Annotated in this window: 14 protein-coding genes; 10 read left to right on the top strand and 4 right to left on the bottom strand. The window is 37.3% G+C overall.

The features are described from left to right. The first annotated feature begins 6 nt into the window (after window positions 1–6). From ACIQ4I_RS06555 to ACIQ4I_RS06510, 10 genes are all read left to right on the top strand, one after another. Entirely contained in the window at window positions 7–1,338 is a 1,332-nt protein-coding gene (locus ACIQ4I_RS06555; protein ID WP_403094225.1) for a uracil-xanthine permease family protein, read from the top strand. Between the two features lie 164 nt (window positions 1,339–1,502). Beyond that, window positions 1,503–2,384, top strand: coding sequence for an aspartate carbamoyltransferase catalytic subunit (locus tag ACIQ4I_RS06550; RefSeq protein WP_403094222.1), 882 nt, complete (start codon window positions 1,503–1,505; stop codon window positions 2,382–2,384). A gap of 2 nt (window positions 2,385–2,386) precedes the next feature. Then, window positions 2,387–3,664: a dihydroorotase gene (locus ACIQ4I_RS06545; protein ID WP_403094220.1), complete on the top strand. Its 1,278-nt coding sequence runs from the start codon at window positions 2,387–2,389 to the stop codon at window positions 3,662–3,664. Beyond that, entirely contained in the window at window positions 3,661–4,764 is a 1,104-nt protein-coding gene (locus ACIQ4I_RS06540) for a carbamoyl phosphate synthase small subunit (protein WP_403094217.1), read from the top strand. The genes ACIQ4I_RS06545 and ACIQ4I_RS06540 overlap by 4 nt, the downstream gene beginning before the upstream one ends. Beyond that, entirely contained in the window at window positions 4,757–7,960 is a 3,204-nt protein-coding gene (gene carB, locus ACIQ4I_RS06535) for a carbamoyl-phosphate synthase large subunit (protein WP_403094215.1), read from the top strand. The genes ACIQ4I_RS06540 and carB overlap by 8 nt, the downstream gene beginning before the upstream one ends. Continuing rightward, window positions 7,957–8,733 (top strand): dihydroorotate dehydrogenase electron transfer subunit, encoded by a 777-nt coding sequence (locus ACIQ4I_RS06530; protein WP_403094212.1) that lies wholly within the window; start codon window positions 7,957–7,959, stop codon window positions 8,731–8,733. Before carB ends, ACIQ4I_RS06530 begins: the two co-directional genes overlap by 4 nt. Then, the gene (locus ACIQ4I_RS06525; RefSeq protein WP_403094209.1) at window positions 8,730–9,641 is read left to right on the top strand and encodes a dihydroorotate dehydrogenase; all 912 of its coding nucleotides are present in this window, start codon (window positions 8,730–8,732) and stop codon (window positions 9,639–9,641) included. Before ACIQ4I_RS06530 ends, ACIQ4I_RS06525 begins: the two co-directional genes overlap by 4 nt. Then, window positions 9,642–10,349: an orotidine-5'-phosphate decarboxylase gene (gene pyrF, locus ACIQ4I_RS06520; protein WP_403094206.1), complete on the top strand. Its 708-nt coding sequence runs from the start codon at window positions 9,642–9,644 to the stop codon at window positions 10,347–10,349. 1 nt (window position 10,350) lies between these two features. Continuing rightward, window positions 10,351–10,980 (top strand): orotate phosphoribosyltransferase, encoded by a 630-nt coding sequence (gene pyrE, locus ACIQ4I_RS06515; protein ID WP_403094204.1) that lies wholly within the window; start codon window positions 10,351–10,353, stop codon window positions 10,978–10,980. 460 nt (window positions 10,981–11,440) lie between these two features. After that, a complete protein-coding gene (locus tag ACIQ4I_RS06510; RefSeq protein WP_403094203.1) occupies window positions 11,441–12,376 on the top strand; it encodes a VOC family protein in 936 nt (311 codons plus the stop codon). A 61-nt stretch (window positions 12,377–12,437) separates the two neighbouring features. Here ACIQ4I_RS06510 and ACIQ4I_RS06505 read toward each other — a convergent pair whose 3' ends face one another. The 4 genes from ACIQ4I_RS06505 to ACIQ4I_RS06490 are packed head-to-tail and all read right to left on the bottom strand — an operon-like array spanning window position 12,438 to window position 16,111. Next, window positions 12,438–12,836 carry a Ger(x)C family spore germination C-terminal domain-containing protein gene (locus tag ACIQ4I_RS06505; RefSeq protein WP_403094200.1) on the bottom strand — a complete coding sequence of 133 codons (399 nt, stop codon included), beginning with the start codon at window positions 12,834–12,836 and terminating at the stop codon, window positions 12,438–12,440. Window positions 12,837–12,838: 2 nt separating this feature from the next. Further along, window positions 12,839–13,546 carry a Ger(x)C family spore germination protein gene (locus tag ACIQ4I_RS06500; RefSeq protein WP_403094199.1) on the bottom strand — a complete coding sequence of 236 codons (708 nt, stop codon included), beginning with the start codon at window positions 13,544–13,546 and terminating at the stop codon, window positions 12,839–12,841. After that, window positions 13,546–14,622, bottom strand: coding sequence for a GerAB/ArcD/ProY family transporter (locus ACIQ4I_RS06495; protein ID WP_403094196.1), 1,077 nt, complete (start codon window positions 14,620–14,622; stop codon window positions 13,546–13,548). Before ACIQ4I_RS06495 ends, ACIQ4I_RS06500 begins: the two co-directional genes overlap by 1 nt. 31 nt (window positions 14,623–14,653) lie before the next feature. Then, window positions 14,654–16,111, bottom strand: a complete 1,458-nt coding sequence (locus ACIQ4I_RS06490; protein ID WP_403094194.1) for a spore germination protein — start codon at window positions 16,109–16,111, stop codon at window positions 14,654–14,656. Window positions 16,112–16,157 lie beyond the last annotated feature (46 nt).

Genomic DNA, 16,157 nt, shown 5'->3' with positions numbered 1-16,157 from the left:
TTAGATATGTCAAAAGCTGTTTTAGATATCAATGACAAGCCGAGCGCTGGCCAGTTGATTACATTAAGTTTACAACACATGTTTGCAATGTTCGGTTCAACAATACTAGTACCTACATTAACAAATTTATCACCAGCTGTTGCGCTGTTGACAAGTGGTCTTGCCACATTAGTTTTCTTATTAGTAACAAAGTTTAAAGTACCAGCTTATTTAGGTTCGTCGTTTGCATTTATTATACCAATTCAAGTAGCATCTGCGGCAGGTGGACCTGGTAGTGCCATGATCGGGGCAATGGCTGTTGGTTTAGTATACGGGCTTGTATCGCTGTTCATATGGAAAACAGGATATAAATGGATAATGAAAATATTACCACCAATTGTAGTAGCACCCGTTATTATTGTAATCGGATTGGGCTTGGCTGTTACAGCTGTTAACATGGCTATGTATCAAAATGCCAACACACCTGATGCGGTATACAGTTTACCGTATTTTACAGTAGCATTAGTTACTTTAATTGCTGCAATCATTTGTAACAATTACTTTAAAGGCGTTATAAGTACAATGCCAATTTTAATCGGAATGATTGTGGGTTACGTTGCATCTCTTATTTCAGATGCGTTTTTTGGAACACATTTAATCGATTTCAATAAAGTCATTGAGGCGAATTGGTTCCAAACACCGGATTTCTTAATCCCTGGAATAGACTATGATTTTAAGATTACATCAACACTACTTCTAGCAATGGTTCCTATCGTTATCGTAACGATCTCAGAACACATTGGTCACCAATTAGTATTAGGTAAAGTAGTAAAACGTAACTTTATTAAAGACCCTGGTTTAAATCGATCATTACTAGGTGATGGTGTTGGTACATTAATCAGCTCATTAATCGGTGGTCCACCAAAAACTACTTATGGCGAAAACATCGGAGTACTTGTTCTAACTCGTGTATTCAGTGTTTGGGTGATCGGTGGAGCAGCAGTATGTGCAATCATCTTAGCTTTCTCAGGTAAGTTAATGGCACTTGTTAGTACGATTCCAACACCAGTACTTGGTGGGGTTTCGATCCTACTATTCGGTATTATCGCTTCAAGTGGTCTGCGAATGTTAGTAGAAAATAAGATTGATTTCGATGATAAACGAAACTTAGTTATTGCCTCTGTCATCCTGATCCTAGGAATCGGTGGTGCGAAGATCATCTTCACTGAAACATTCTCAATTCAAGGTATGGCTTTAGCGGCAATTGTCGGAGTAGTATTAAACCTTATCTTGCCAGGCAAAGCTCAACCAGATCTTGAACTTCAAAAAGAAGAACTTAATGAACAACAGCACAATTAAAAAACATATAATTTACCTTTTAAAGGTTGCCCAGAGAGGCACAGAAGGGTGATTCGATACGATAAACTTGGGAGAAAAGTACAAGTCTATCATGTCATATCCTTCCTCCGCCTCCTTGAATTACCAGGGAGGCTTTTTATTTCAACAATACTAGGAGGCACATGATGAAAAATCTACTGACAATGGAAAATGTATCTAACGAAGAGATCGAAGCAATTTTAAAACGCGCTGCCGAGTTTGAAGCAGGTGCAAAACCACAACTAGAACGAGACTACTTAGTAGCAAACCTATTCTTCGAGCCAAGTACGAGAACAAAAACTAGCTTTGAAACAGCTGAACGCCGAATAGGGGCAACAGTGATTCCATTCGAAGCAGGATTCTCTAGTACACTTAAGGGCGAAACCTTGTACGATACAGTAAAAACGTTAGAATCAATTGGCATGGATGCAGTAGTTATTCGTCATAAAAAAGATGCCTATTATGAAGAATTATTAGAGGGCATTAACGTAGCAGTGATCAATGCAGGAGATGGAGCTGGACAACATCCTTCTCAATCTATGCTGGATTTATACACAATATTCAAAGAGTTCGGCAAATTTGAAGGGTTAAATGTTACAATCGCTGGAGATGTATCTCATAGCCGAGTAGCAAAATCAAATATTTCAGCACTCCGTCGATTTGGTGCAAATGTGAATATTGTTTGCCCTCCTGAGTGGCAAGGGAAATATACGGAGGCTCATCATGAGTGGGATGACCTCATCGAAACAAGTGATGTCATTATGCTACTCCGTGTTCAACATGAACGCGATGCAGCTTATGAAGGATTCACAACAGAAGGCTATCACAAGCATTACGGTCTTACGGTAGAACGTGAACAACAAATGAAGGACGGTGCTATCATCATGCATCCAGCACCAGTGAATCGAGGAGTTGAAATTGATTCATCTTTAGTCGAATGTGACCGTTCACGAATCTTCAAGCAAGTACATAACGGTGTATTTGTACGAATGGCTATTGTTGAAACCATCTTAAAGGAGAGAAATTAACGATGACAAAACTTATTCAAAATGTACAGTTAGTGACCACAGAGGGGGAACTGACAGTAGGAGAAATTTTCATCGAGGACGGCAAGATTGCTGCAATCGGTGAAAACCTAGGTAAGCAAGCGGACGAAGTAATCGATGGTAAGGGCTACGTCGCTTCACCAGGTTTTGTCGATGTTCATGTTCATTTACGCGAACCAGGGTTTGAACATAAAGAAACAATCGCAACAGGATCCGCATCAGCGGCAAAAGGCGGTTTCACAACTATTTGTGCAATGCCAAACACAAAACCAGTACCAGACTCAGTTGAAAATCTAGATATGATTAATGGCTTAATCGAAAAAAGTGCAGTTATTCGCGTGTTGCCATATGGCTCATTAACAGTTGCGCAATCAGGTGATGCTCGCACAGATTTAAAAGCATTAAAAGAGCATGGGGCAGTTGCCTTCTCAGATGATGGAGTAGGCGTTCAAGAAGCTTCAACAATGTTTGAACAAATGAAGGATGCAGCTGCTATTAACATGGCGGTTGTAGCCCATTGTGAAGATAACTCACTCATCTATGATGGGGTAATGCACGATGGAAAACGCAATAAAGAATTAGGGCTTCCAGGGATCCCTTCGATCTGTGAATCTGTTCAAATTGCACGTGATGTGCTTTTAGCAGAAGCAGCTGGAGCTCACTATCATGTGTGCCACGTATCAACAAAAGAATCTGTTCGCGTTGTACGAGATGCTAAAGCGGCTGGCATTAATGTGACAGCTGAGGTTTGCCCACACCACTTAATACTTGAGGAGATGGACATTCCAAGTGATGATGCCAATTGGAAGATGAATCCACCTTTACGTGCAAACGATGACTGGAAAGCGCTTCATGAAGGCTTACTAGATGGAACAATCGACTGTATCGCAACAGATCACGCACCACATACCAAAGAAGAAAAATGCTGCGGTATGGTTGGAGCACCATTTGGTATTGTCGGATTTGAAACAGCATTTCCATTACTGTATACACAATTTGTGAAAACAGGAAAATGGACATTACGACAACTAATTGATTGGATGACAGTTAAACCTTCCAAACTCTTCAATTTACCTTATGGCACATTAGAAGTTGGAGCAGCAGCTGATCTAGTGCTAATTGACATAGAAAATGAAAAAGTTGTAGATGCTGAAGGATTTGTATCAAAAGGAAAAAATACACCATTTAACGGATGGAAAGCGACTGGCTGGCCAGCACTAACAATCTACAATGGCAATATTGTATGGGAGGATGCACAATGACAACAAGAAAACTCATTTTAGAAACAGGCGAAGTATTTGAAGGACAAGCTTTTGGTAGTGACAAAGGATCAGATGGTGAAGTGGTATTCACAACAGGGATGACGGGTTATCAAGAAACACTTTCAGACCCCTCATTCTGTGGTCAAATTGTTACAATGACATATCCATTAATAGGGAATTACGGTATTAACCGTGATGACTTTGAAACAATCTCACCATCAATCAAAGGTTTCGTAGTTCATGAATTAGCTAAAGCACCATCAAACTTCCGTAACGAAGGAACATTAGATGATTACTTCAAGTTGAAAGATATTCCTGGTATTGAAGGAATTGATACACGAAAACTAACTCGCTTAATTCGTAAGGAAGGTGCTGTAAAAGGGTATCTTTCAGAAGCAGGCGTAGAAGTAAATGTTGAAGAAGTAATGAATCGTCTACGTAATACTACATTTCCGACAGACCAAGTTGCTCAAGTTTCGACCAAAAGTGCTTACCCATCTCCAGGACGTGGAAAACGTGTCGTATTAATGGACTTCGGTATGAAACATGGTATTCTTCGTGAGTTAAACAAGCGCGACTGTGATGTCATTGTTGTACCATATAACACAACAGCAAAAGATATTTTAGCTTATCACCCAGATGGCATCATGTTATCTAATGGTCCAGGTAACCCACAAGATGTACCTGAGGCTATCGAAACTGTAAAAGAACTAATAGGAAAAGTGCCAATGTTCGGTATTTGCTTAGGACATCAATTATTCGGACTTGCAAGCGGAGCAAAATCATTCAAATTGAAATTTGGTCACCGCGGAGCAAACCACCCGGTAAAAGATCTACGCACAGGTCGTACAGAATTAACTTCTCAAAATCATGGTTATGCAATTGATAGTGATTCACTTGATGGAACAGATTTAGAAGTTACTCATGTTGCATTAAATGATGGTACTTGCGAAGGCTTACGTCATAAAAAATACCCAGTATTCACTGTGCAGTATCATCCTGAAGCTTCACCTGGACCTGAAGATCCTAATCACTTATTCGACGAATTTATCGAGTTAATGAATAACAATACTAGAGAGGAGCAAGAACAACATGCCTAAACGTCACGATATCAAATCCATTTTAGTAATCGGTTCCGGCCCAATCGTTATTGGTCAAGCAGCAGAATTCGACTATGCAGGTACTCAAGCCTGCCTATCTCTTAAAGAGGAAGGATACCGAGTTATTCTGATTAACTCAAATCCCGCAACAATCATGACAGATACTGAAATTGCAGATAAGGTTTACATCGAGCCGATCTCACTTGAATTTGTCTCACGTATTTTACGAAAAGAACGACCAGATGCCATCTTACCTACACTTGGTGGTCAAACAGGTTTAAATATGGCAATAGAGCTTCATAACTCAGGTATTCTAGATGAACTAGACATTGAAATTCTTGGTACAAAATTAGATGCGATTAATCAAGCTGAGGATCGCGATCTATTCCGTAACCTAATGTATGAATTAGATGTGCCAACGCCAGAATCAGAAATCATTCATAACTTAGAAGAAGCTGAAGCTTTCGTAAAGACAATTGGCTTTCCAGTAATTGTTCGCCCAGCCTTTACGCTAGGTGGTACAGGCGGCGGTATTTGCAATAACGAGCAAGAGCTTGAAGAAATTGTACAATCAGGTTTGAAATACTCCCCAGTAACACAATGCTTACTTGAAAAATCAATTGCTGGTTACAAAGAAATTGAATACGAAGTAATGCGTGACTCAAAAGATAATGCCATTGTTGTATGTAACATGGAAAATGTTGACCCAGTAGGAATTCATACAGGTGATTCAATCGTAGTTGCGCCTTCTCAAACACTATCTGACCGCGAATATCACATGCTACGTAATGTATCCTTAAAAATTATTCGTGCCCTGGGTATCGAGGGTGGCTGTAACGTACAACTAGCACTAGATCCTGATAGTTTCAACTTCTACATTATCGAAGTAAACCCTCGTGTGTCTCGTTCATCAGCGCTTGCTTCAAAAGCAACAGGGTATCCAATTGCCAAACTAGCTGCCAAAATTGCAGTTGGCTTAACATTAGACGAGATGATTAATCCTGTAACAGGTAAAACATACGCTTGCTTTGAACCAGCACTTGACTATGTTGTAGCGAAAATCCCACGTTGGCCTTTCGATAAATTTGAAACTGCCAAACGTAACTTAGGTACACAAATGAAGGCAACTGGTGAAGTTATGGCAATCGGTCGTAATTTTGAAGAAGCTATGTTAAAAGCTGTTCGTTCATTAGAAATAGGACAAAAACATATTGAGATGAAACATGCTGAAGAACTATCGGATGCATGGATTGAAAAACGTGTAAAAAAAGCAGGAGATGAACGTCTATTCTTCCTAGGTGAAGCGCTTCGCAGAGGCGTAACAATCGAGCAAATCCATGAATGGAGTAAAATCGATTTATTCTTCTTAGATAAGTTTAAAAACATCATCGATTACGAAACAACTTTAAAAGAAAATCCTAGAGATATTGAAGTATTACGTCATGCGAAAAAAATTGGTTTTGCAGATGAAACAATTGGTAAACTATGGGGTATGACAGAAGGAGAAGTATACGACTTCCGAAAAGAGTACGGTATCATCCCAGTTTACAAGATGGTAGATACATGTGCAGCTGAATTCGAATCAGAAACACCATACTTCTATGGCACATACGGAGATGAAAATGAATCAATTCGCTCAAATCGTGAATCAGTCATCGTACTTGGATCTGGTCCAATCCGTATCGGACAAGGGGTTGAATTTGACTATGCAACTGTACATTCAGTTTGGGCAATTCAAGAAGCTGGATACGAAGCAATCATTATCAACTCAAATCCAGAAACAGTGTCAACAGATTTCTCAATCTCAGATAAACTATACTTTGAACCATTAACAATAGAAGACGTAATGCATATTATCGACCTTGAACAACCAAAAGGCGTTGTTGTTCAATTCGGTGGTCAAACAGCAATCAACCTTGCAGATAAATTAGAGGCTCGTGGTGTGAAAATCTTAGGTACATCACTGGATTCTATCGACCGTGCTGAATCACGTGATCGTTTCGAGGAAGCACTTCACGAAATAGATATTCCTCAACCAATGGGTAAAACAGCTACCAATACACCAGAAGCTATCACAATAGCAGAAGAAATCGGCTACCCAGTTCTTGTTCGTCCTTCATACGTACTTGGTGGGCGTGCAATGGAAATTGTCTATAACACAGATGAGTTAAAACACTATATGGAACATGCGGTTGAAGCATCTCCTGAGCACCCAGTATTAATCGACCGTTACTTAACTGGTAAAGAAATTGAAGTCGATGCAATTTGCGATGGTGAAAATGTTTTGATCCCAGGGATTATGGAACATATCGAACGTGCAGGGGTTCACTCTGGTGACTCAATAGCTGTGTATCCGCCGCAAAACTTATCACAAAAACATATTGATACTTTAGTGGATTACACAACAAGACTTGCAAAAGGTTTAGGAATTATAGGGTTGATGAATATTCAATATGTTATTTCAAAAGATGTTGTTTATGTAATCGAAGTGAACCCACGTGCATCACGTACAGTACCTTTCTTAAGTAAAATTACGAATATTCCAATGGCAAATGTTGCAACAAAAGCAATCCTTGGCCAATCAATTCCGGAGCAGGGTTATCCAACAGGATTAGCGCAAGAGAAGGATGGCGTGTTTGTTAAAGTTCCAGTGTTTAGTTTTGCTAAACTTCGTCGTGTTGATACAACATTAGGACCTGAAATGAAATCAACAGGTGAAGTAATGGGTAAAGATAGCACACTTGAAAAAGCGCTATACAAAGGCTTTGTAGCAGCAGGCATGAAGATTGAAGATCACGGAGCAGTATTAATGACAGTAGCAGATAAAGATAAAGAAGAAGCAAGCGCACTTGCAAAACGCTTTGTTGAAATTGGCTACTCAATATTGGCAACACCAGGTACTGCAGAAGCTTTAGCACAAGCGGGGATCAAATCAACAATCGTGGATAAAATCGGTTCTAATGGTCCAACATTGCTAGATGTTATTCAAAATGGTAATGCCCAATTAGTAATTAATACACTTACAAAAGGTAAACAACCGGCGCGTGATGGTTTCAGAATTCGTCGTGAATCAGTTGAAAATGGCGTTGCTTGTCTAACTTCGCTAGATACAGCAGAAGCAATTCTACGTGTCATTGAATCTATGACATTCACAGCAACTGCTATGCCAAAAGCAGAGTTCGAGGTGAACGCATGATTCGACAAGAAAGAATGAAAGTTGTTCGTCATAAACAAATTGCAGACGATATTTTTGAGCTGACCTTAATTGGTCAGCTTGCCCTTGAAATGAAACAACCTGGGCAATTCGTACACTTACGTGTTTCAGATAGTTATGAGCCGTTGCTTAGAAGACCAATAAGTATTTGCTCAATTGATACAGAACATATGGAATTTACGATGCTCTATCGTGCTGGAGGCCGTGGCACCAAAATGCTTGCTTTAAAACAGCCTGGAGATGAAGTGGATGTACTTGGACCTTTAGGGAATGGCTTCCCGGTAGAAGAATCTGAGCATGGTGAAACAGCATTACTTGTCGGAGGGGGTATTGGTGTACCACCATTATACGAGCTTTCCAAACAACTTAATGCAAAAGGTGTTCGCACAATACATGTGTTAGGGTTCCAATCAATCAATAACGTCTTTTATGAAAAACAATTCACTGAACTAGGTGACACCTATATTGTCACTGCTGATGGTAGCTACGGCTCAAAAGGGTTCGTAACAGATTTATTAGCACAGCTTAATCCAGACTTTCAAGTTTTCTATAGTTGTGGTCCAATTCCGATGTTAAAAGCGTTGGAACAAGCATTTCCAGACAAAAAAGGATTCTTATCTTTTGAAGAAAGAATGGGCTGTGGTATGGGTGCTTGTTATGCTTGTGTATGCGAAACAACTGATGCGGTTGCACAGGATTATTTGAAGATCTGTTCAGATGGCCCAGTCTTCCCGAGAGGAGTGGTTGCACTATGAACCGTTTACAAGTAGAACTACCCGGCTTAACATTAAAAAATCCGATTATTCCTGCGTCAGGTTGCTTCGGTTTTGGGCAAGAATATGCAAACCTTTATGATTTATCTAAACTAGGTGCCATTATGATCAAAGCTACAACTTTGGAGACACGAAGAGGGAATCCAACACCTCGTGTAGCGGAAACTTCTTCTGGAATGTTAAATGCAATCGGATTACAAAATCCAGGTTTAGCACATGTGATGGAATATGAATTACCTTGGCTTGAACAATATGATGTTCCGATTATTGCAAATGTAGCTGGAACAGAAACTTCTGATTATGTAGCTGTCGCAGAAAAAATCTCAGCAGCACCAAATGTTAAAGCATTAGAATTAAATATCTCTTGTCCAAATGTGAAATGTGGTGGTATCCAATTTGGTACAGATCCGAAAACAGCTGGGGAACTAACAGCTGCTGTGAAAGCTGTATCAAGTGTTCCTGTATATGTAAAACTATCACCTAATGTCACAAATATTGTAGATATTGCAAAGGCAGTAGAAGCAGGTGGTGCGGATGGTCTTACAATGATTAATACATTAATCGGAATGCGACTAAACCCTATCACAGGAAAACCAATTATCGCTAATGGAACTGGAGGATTATCAGGTCCAGCTGTTAAACCGGTTGCCATTCGTATGGTTTACGATGTAAGCAAGCAAGTGGAAATTCCGATAATTGGTATGGGTGGAATTACAAATGCTGAGGATGTTATTGATTTCTTATCTGCGGGTGCAAGTGCTGTAGCTGTTGGTACTGCAAACTTTGTAGACCCTTTTGTGTGCCCAAATATCATTGATGAACTACCACATAAATTAGACGAATTAGCATGTGAAAAAATAACAGATATTATTGGAAGGAGCCACCGATAAATGACAAATAAGCCGATGATCGCATTAGATTTTCCATCAGAAGAGAATGTCTTTAACTTTCTCTCACAATTTCATGAACCATTATTTGTGAAAGTTGGCCTAGAACTCTATTTACAAGAGGGTCCGTCCATCATTAAAAAAATAAAAGAACAAGGACATGAAGTTTTTCTAGATTTAAAACTTCATGATATTCCGAATACGGTTAAATCAGCAATGAGAGGTTTAGCAAAATTAGGTGTAGATGTTGTAAATGTTCATGCTGCAGGTGGAAGTTCGATGATGAAAGCAGCTTTAGAAGGTTTACAAGAGGGGACACCGGCTGGCAAGAAACGTCCTGCATTAATCGCGGTGACACAGCTTACATCAACTTCCGAAATGCAAATGCAAATCGAACAAAAAATAGCAACAACACTAGAAGAATCTGTACTTAACTATGCCAAGCTTGCAAAAGAATCAGGACTTGATGGCGTTGTTTGCTCGGTTTTAGAAGCAAAAGCAATTGAAGAAGTATGTGGGAAAGAGTTTTTAAAAGTTACACCAGGGATTCGCTTAACAGGTGGTGCATCACATGATCAAAAACGTGTGGCAACACCTGCATTTGCTAAAGAAAATGGCTCAACACATATCGTTGTAGGACGAGCTATTACCCAGGCGGATGATGTAGTAGAAGCGTATCACACAGTACAAGCACAATGGGGAGGACAATAACATGACAATTCAAAAAGAAGTAGCAAAAGGATTATTAGAAGTAGGGGCAGTCGAATTAAGTCCTAACGAATTATTTACATGGGCATCAGGAATTAAATCACCAATTTATTGTGATACTCGACTAACGATCTCTTATCCAAAAGTACGTAAAACAATTGCGAATGGTCTTGCTGAATTAATCAAAGAAAACTTCCCCGAAACAGAAGTTGTTGCAGGTACAGCGACAGCAGGTATTCCACACGCAGCTTGGGTGAGTGATATTTTAGATTTATCAATGGTATATGTCCGCTCAAAACCAAAAGACCACGGTCGTGGTAATCAAACAGAAGGTAAACTTCACGAAGGCCAAAAAGTAGTCGTTGTGGAAGATATTATTTCAACAGGTGGTTCAAGTATTACAGCAGTAGAAGCACTTCGCCGTGAAGGAGCAGAAGTACTAGGTGTTGTCTCAGTCTATTCTTACATGTTACCGCGCGCACAAGAAAACTTTAATCAAGTTGGTGTATCATATAAAAGTCTATCAAACTTCGAAGCATTAGTTGAAGCTGCAAAAGAAAATGGTGCGATTCAAGAAGAAGATATTCCAGGCTTATTACAATGGCATGCTGATTTAAAAGCTGGCAAATTATAATATCTCTTTACAAAATAAATCGATAAAAAATGATTTTCTGTAATATACAGAAAATCTCAAGACTGCAGATAAACTCGAAGAATTTCGAGTTTGCCTACAGTCTTTTCTTTTACAATAAAAAAAGATTGGCGATATCTTTCTTTTGTTGTCTTTAAATTTTTTTTTATTATTCTATAGTTTTAGTAGAATTTATAGTTCGTATAGTATTCAGTTGATTGGAACGGAAGGAGGTGACTCCAGCCGGAACAGTGGGACAGTCGAGACCCTGGACTGAGCAAAGCGAGGGAAGCGGCTAGGCCCCGCCCGTGGAAAGCATCCGCTAGCAGTGGAAATCAAAGGTGTTAAATTAAATAATTCATGAGTAATTTCCTCTATAATTTGTCAATTATTAATTTATGTATTAAAATAAAAGAAAACCTATTGATAAACTAAGGATTTAACAGAAAAGGGGTTTTCATAGATGATTGAAAAAATAGAAGAATTTTTGCCGCAATATACAATTGATGCGGAAACATCTATAGCGCGTGTTGTTTTAAGAGTTGTCGACTTAACACGACAAATCGCTTTTTATAAACAAGTTGTGGGCTTAACAGTACTTAATAAAACAGAGGATTATGCTTACCTAGGAGCAAAAAATGATACAAAAGTACTTTTAGAATTAAGAAAAACAGCTGAAAAATTACAACCAGCTAAAAGTACAGGCTTATTTCATATCGCATTTCTTGTTCCAAGTAGAGAAGCTTTTGCTACGAAATTCTTTGAAATATTGCGTAACAAAAATACAGTAGATAGTCCGTTAGAACAAGCTAACCGTTTTCCTCATTTCGAACGTATCATTCCAATAGCAAAACTTGATAGTGCAAGTGATCATGGCTATAGTGAGGCATTCTATCTATCTGATGTTGAAGGCAACGGTATTGAAATTTATGCAGATCGCCCTAAAGAAGAGTGGGATCAATATCCAGCAGGTAGCAATCCACTAAACTTTAAAGAACTAGTGGAACTTGCTCAATTTGATACGGATGGTAAACTGCCACAAGGTACATCGGTTGGTCATGTGCATCTTCGTATTGATGATATAGAAAAAACATTAGCATTTTATAATCGAGTATTAGGATTTGAATCACAACTTATCCTAAATGATGCGTTCTTTATATCAGCGGGAGGATATCATCACCATATTGCAGGAAATACATGGAGTGGAAGTAATGTTGCGCATCCACTCGATATTCATAGTGGATTACAAGAAGTTCAATTTAAACTTCCAACAAAAGACGCGTATGAAAAAATGAAAGATCACGTAAAACAATGGACACCTTTGCAAGAGTTAGAAAGTAAATTTGTGGTTATTGACCCAAGTGGTAATCGTCTTGCCTTCTTAAAGGGGATACAATAGTGTTGTCAATATAAAAAGGAGTGTTACATACAACGAACGATAGTACTCCTTTTATTTTATTTTATTTTAAAGTACCAGTACTAAGTATTGAAGTTTCTACATGAACATCCACGTTTAATTTACTAATTGTTTGCTTTGTCATTTCTTTTGTCCACTTTCCATTGTAATACATTCGGAAATTTTCACTTAAACCGATAGGATCAATTTTCATTTCTTTAAGTTTCGCTAAAAATTCTTTAATATCTGTTTCTACTTGTTTGTCTACTTCATTTTCAAGCATGGTTAGATTTTGTTCATTTTCCAATTTATTATTAAATCTTCCTTTATATTCACTAAGAATTCCTTCAATTTTCAATGTAATAGTTAGTCTTGGGGAATTCATGTTTTTATTACTCTTTATTTTCACCTTACTTTTAATTAAATTTAGCATGATTTTCTCCTCGGTATCTCCATTCTTCAACTTTAGATATAGTGGTGACAGATTTTTTTTCCTTGTAAAGCTTGAATAATCAGTGCTTCGTTTGGCGTTATTGTTTCATGCATATGATTGTTTTTAAATAATGCGACATTCTCAATATCAATATTACTGCCCTTTTTGATTAACACAGGGAGAATTGGGTCAAATACTGGACTTGTTGAAGTGTACACAAAACTATGAATGTCAGTATTTGGATTAAAGGCAGTTGTCACTTTAGGTTGTAGTAAATCTTTTAAATAATAGATAACACTTTGCTTATCGGGGTACTTTTCTTTTAATAATTCTTCACCACTCCCTTTAACAACAGCGATATAAACTTTATTACCAACTTGAGGATTCCTGTATAAATACTCAATAATATCCTTTACTTTTTCATGTCTTGCAAAATCGTCATTAATCAGTACAACACGTAATTGATTTAATTCCACTTTTCTATCAGAAAGCTTACCTATTTTCCTAATGCCATTAGAAATTATATCAGTAGTAACTGAAATCGTTTGTATATTCTTTTGTGCTTTTTGATACTGTGGAATTACTACAGTTAATTTTGTTTTGTTTTCTTCAATATAGTCAAATGCCATGACACCAACCATTGCAACATCTTCTAAAGGTACTTTTGATTCTTCTTGAGAACATCCTGACATGAAAAGTAATAAAAAAACTATGGAAATAAAAACGCTGTTTCGAGTCATCATTGCACCTGCTTTTTTCTAAAAAAATATAAAAGGCCTAAAAATATCGGCCAAATAATTAAAATATATTCACCATAATTGCTTACTAAAAATATTTTTTTTTGGGTTGCTTGATCAAATGGAATCTTCACCAAAAGGAAAATAACAAAGGCAAGGATATATAAATAATAATTTTTTCTTTTAGATGTTAGTATATCTAATCCTTTTTTTGCGCTCCATAAATACACTGAAGCTGTAGAAAAAATCAAAAATACCCATAGCGTCATACCGAAGATATCTATTCTTTCAACAAAAGTAAATCCACCAGCTTTGAAGATATTCAATACAGGAAATTCAATATGTTTTAGTTGCCATTCGGAGTTATACATAACACTTACTACAGTAGTTAGAAGATATAGTGCTATACTAATCCAAACGCCAATCATAGCATGTTTATATGCCTTTCTTTGATCTTTAATAAGGGGGAAATAAAACAATATTAATTCATATCCTAATATTGTAAAATACCCTTTTTTTGCTGCATTAAAAAGCTCATATCTGTTGTAATTAAATAATGGGAAAATGTGGCTTAAATCACCTTTCTCCATTGCCCAATGCAAAAAATAAAACACCCCTATAGTTATGAAGAAAGCCATTATACAAAAACGTGCAATAGTTGTTATACCACCATTTGTAATATATATAAGTATTAAGAGGAAGAGAAGTACAGGAATCGTAATTGTGTGTTCTGGTAGTGCAGTACTTTGTATGAGATGCATGTAGTCGCTAATAATACCTGCAATAAAAAGTGTAAATTGAAGTACGATCAAAACATTAATGCTTTTACCTAATATCCTTCCTAGCAATAATTCATTAATCTCAAATAAATTTTTATTGGGATATTTTGACATAAACCAAACCATCTGTCCAAGTGTTAGACTTGCAATGATTCCAAAAAAGAAGGGCAGTAATGCTTGACTATAACCGACAGAACTTAGCTTTTGGGGTAAAGTGAGTATACCAGTACCAATCATTGAACTTTGGGCCAAAAAAATTACATGATATTTATTTAAAAGTTTTTGATCTTTAGTGCTCAAATTAAGACATCTCACTTTCGAAAAAAGCAATCTACTTTTTTTGTGCTTTAGAAATTCCTGATTTCGATTTTAAGAATGCTATTGGAAATCGAATAACACTATCCATCAAATCAGTGGCCTTACGTGGTATAACAGGCGCCATGTATGATGTTCCTAAAGATTGTAAACGAAGTAAATGCGCTATTAACCAAGCAAATGCTAGCATTTGACCAAACAAACCTAATAGTCCTGCCGATAAGATAAAAATATATCTAACAAATCTACTGGCGTTACTCATTAAGAATATCGGTGGTAAGAAGGAAAGTAATGCAGAAGTTGCAACTAATACAATTAAAATATTGCTAAACAATCCAGCTTGAACTGCTGCAGTACCAATTACAATACCTCCAACAATACCGATCGTTTGACCAACTTTTGTTGGTAATCGTGACCCAGCTTCTCTCAATACTTCTATGATTAACTCAATAAACAATACTTCAAAAAGTGGACTGAAAGGGACTTTACTTCTAGATTTCTGCAAATTTACTAAGAGATCATAAGGTAGAACCTCTGGATGAAATGTCATTGCAGAAATGTAAGTAGGTGTGATGATGATCGTTAAGAAAAATCCAAAGAACCGAAGAGTACGAAGTAAGGAAGCTGTCGTCCAACGGTTATAATAATCCTCAACTGTAGTGAACATTTCAAAAAATGTTGAAGGACAAACGATAGCTGCTTGACTGTTATCCATTAAAACAATAATTCTACCGTCTAGAAGGCTGTGGTCAATTTTATCTGGCCGTACAGTCATATAATATTGAGGAAATGGAGAATATGGATTATCTTCTATTAGCTGTTTTAATTCAGAAATATCTATAAACGTTGGAAAATGAATTTCATTTAGTCGTTTTTTTAATCTATTTAAATAGTCTTTATTCACGATATCTTCCATGTACATAATAGTAATTTTAACAGCCACTTCGGTTCCTATTGTACGATTCTCATTTTTTAGCTGAGGATTTTTTATTCGTCTTCTTATTAAGGAAATGTTTGTTTCTAATGATTCTGTAAAGGCATCTTGTGGTCCAATAACTGTCGATTCAGTTTCGGTATTTGTGATTGCTCGTCCAGGAGCACTAAAAGTATCAATATGAAGCAAGGTTTTGGTTTCGTGGAAATATAAAAGAGTTTGTCCAGAATTTAACGTATTAATTATCTTCTTCATATTAGCAAGTTTTATCGGTTCTCCAATTTGATGAATCTGATTTATATAATTAGCTAATGGAATAAATACCATGGATTGCATTGTCATTTTTTCCACAAGCGAAGTGGAGTAAATAACAGTTACGACGCCTTCAATTGTAGGGATATTCTTGAAAAGAACGTCATCTACATGATTAGCTACTTCCTTTAACTTCTTAATCGAGGCATCTCCTAATGTATTCGTCATATTTTGATCGGCAGTGTTATTAGGGTGACCAAGCATGCTACGAACTAATTTATACTTCATGAGGACCAAACCGCCTTTCATTTGATTCTGTTAGTTTTCCCCCCAT

Source organism: Rummeliibacillus sp. NPDC094406 (assembly GCF_044763875.1).
GTDB lineage: Bacteria > Bacillota > Bacilli > Bacillales_A > Planococcaceae > Rummeliibacillus.
This window is presented reverse-complemented; position numbering and strand designations above follow the sequence as displayed.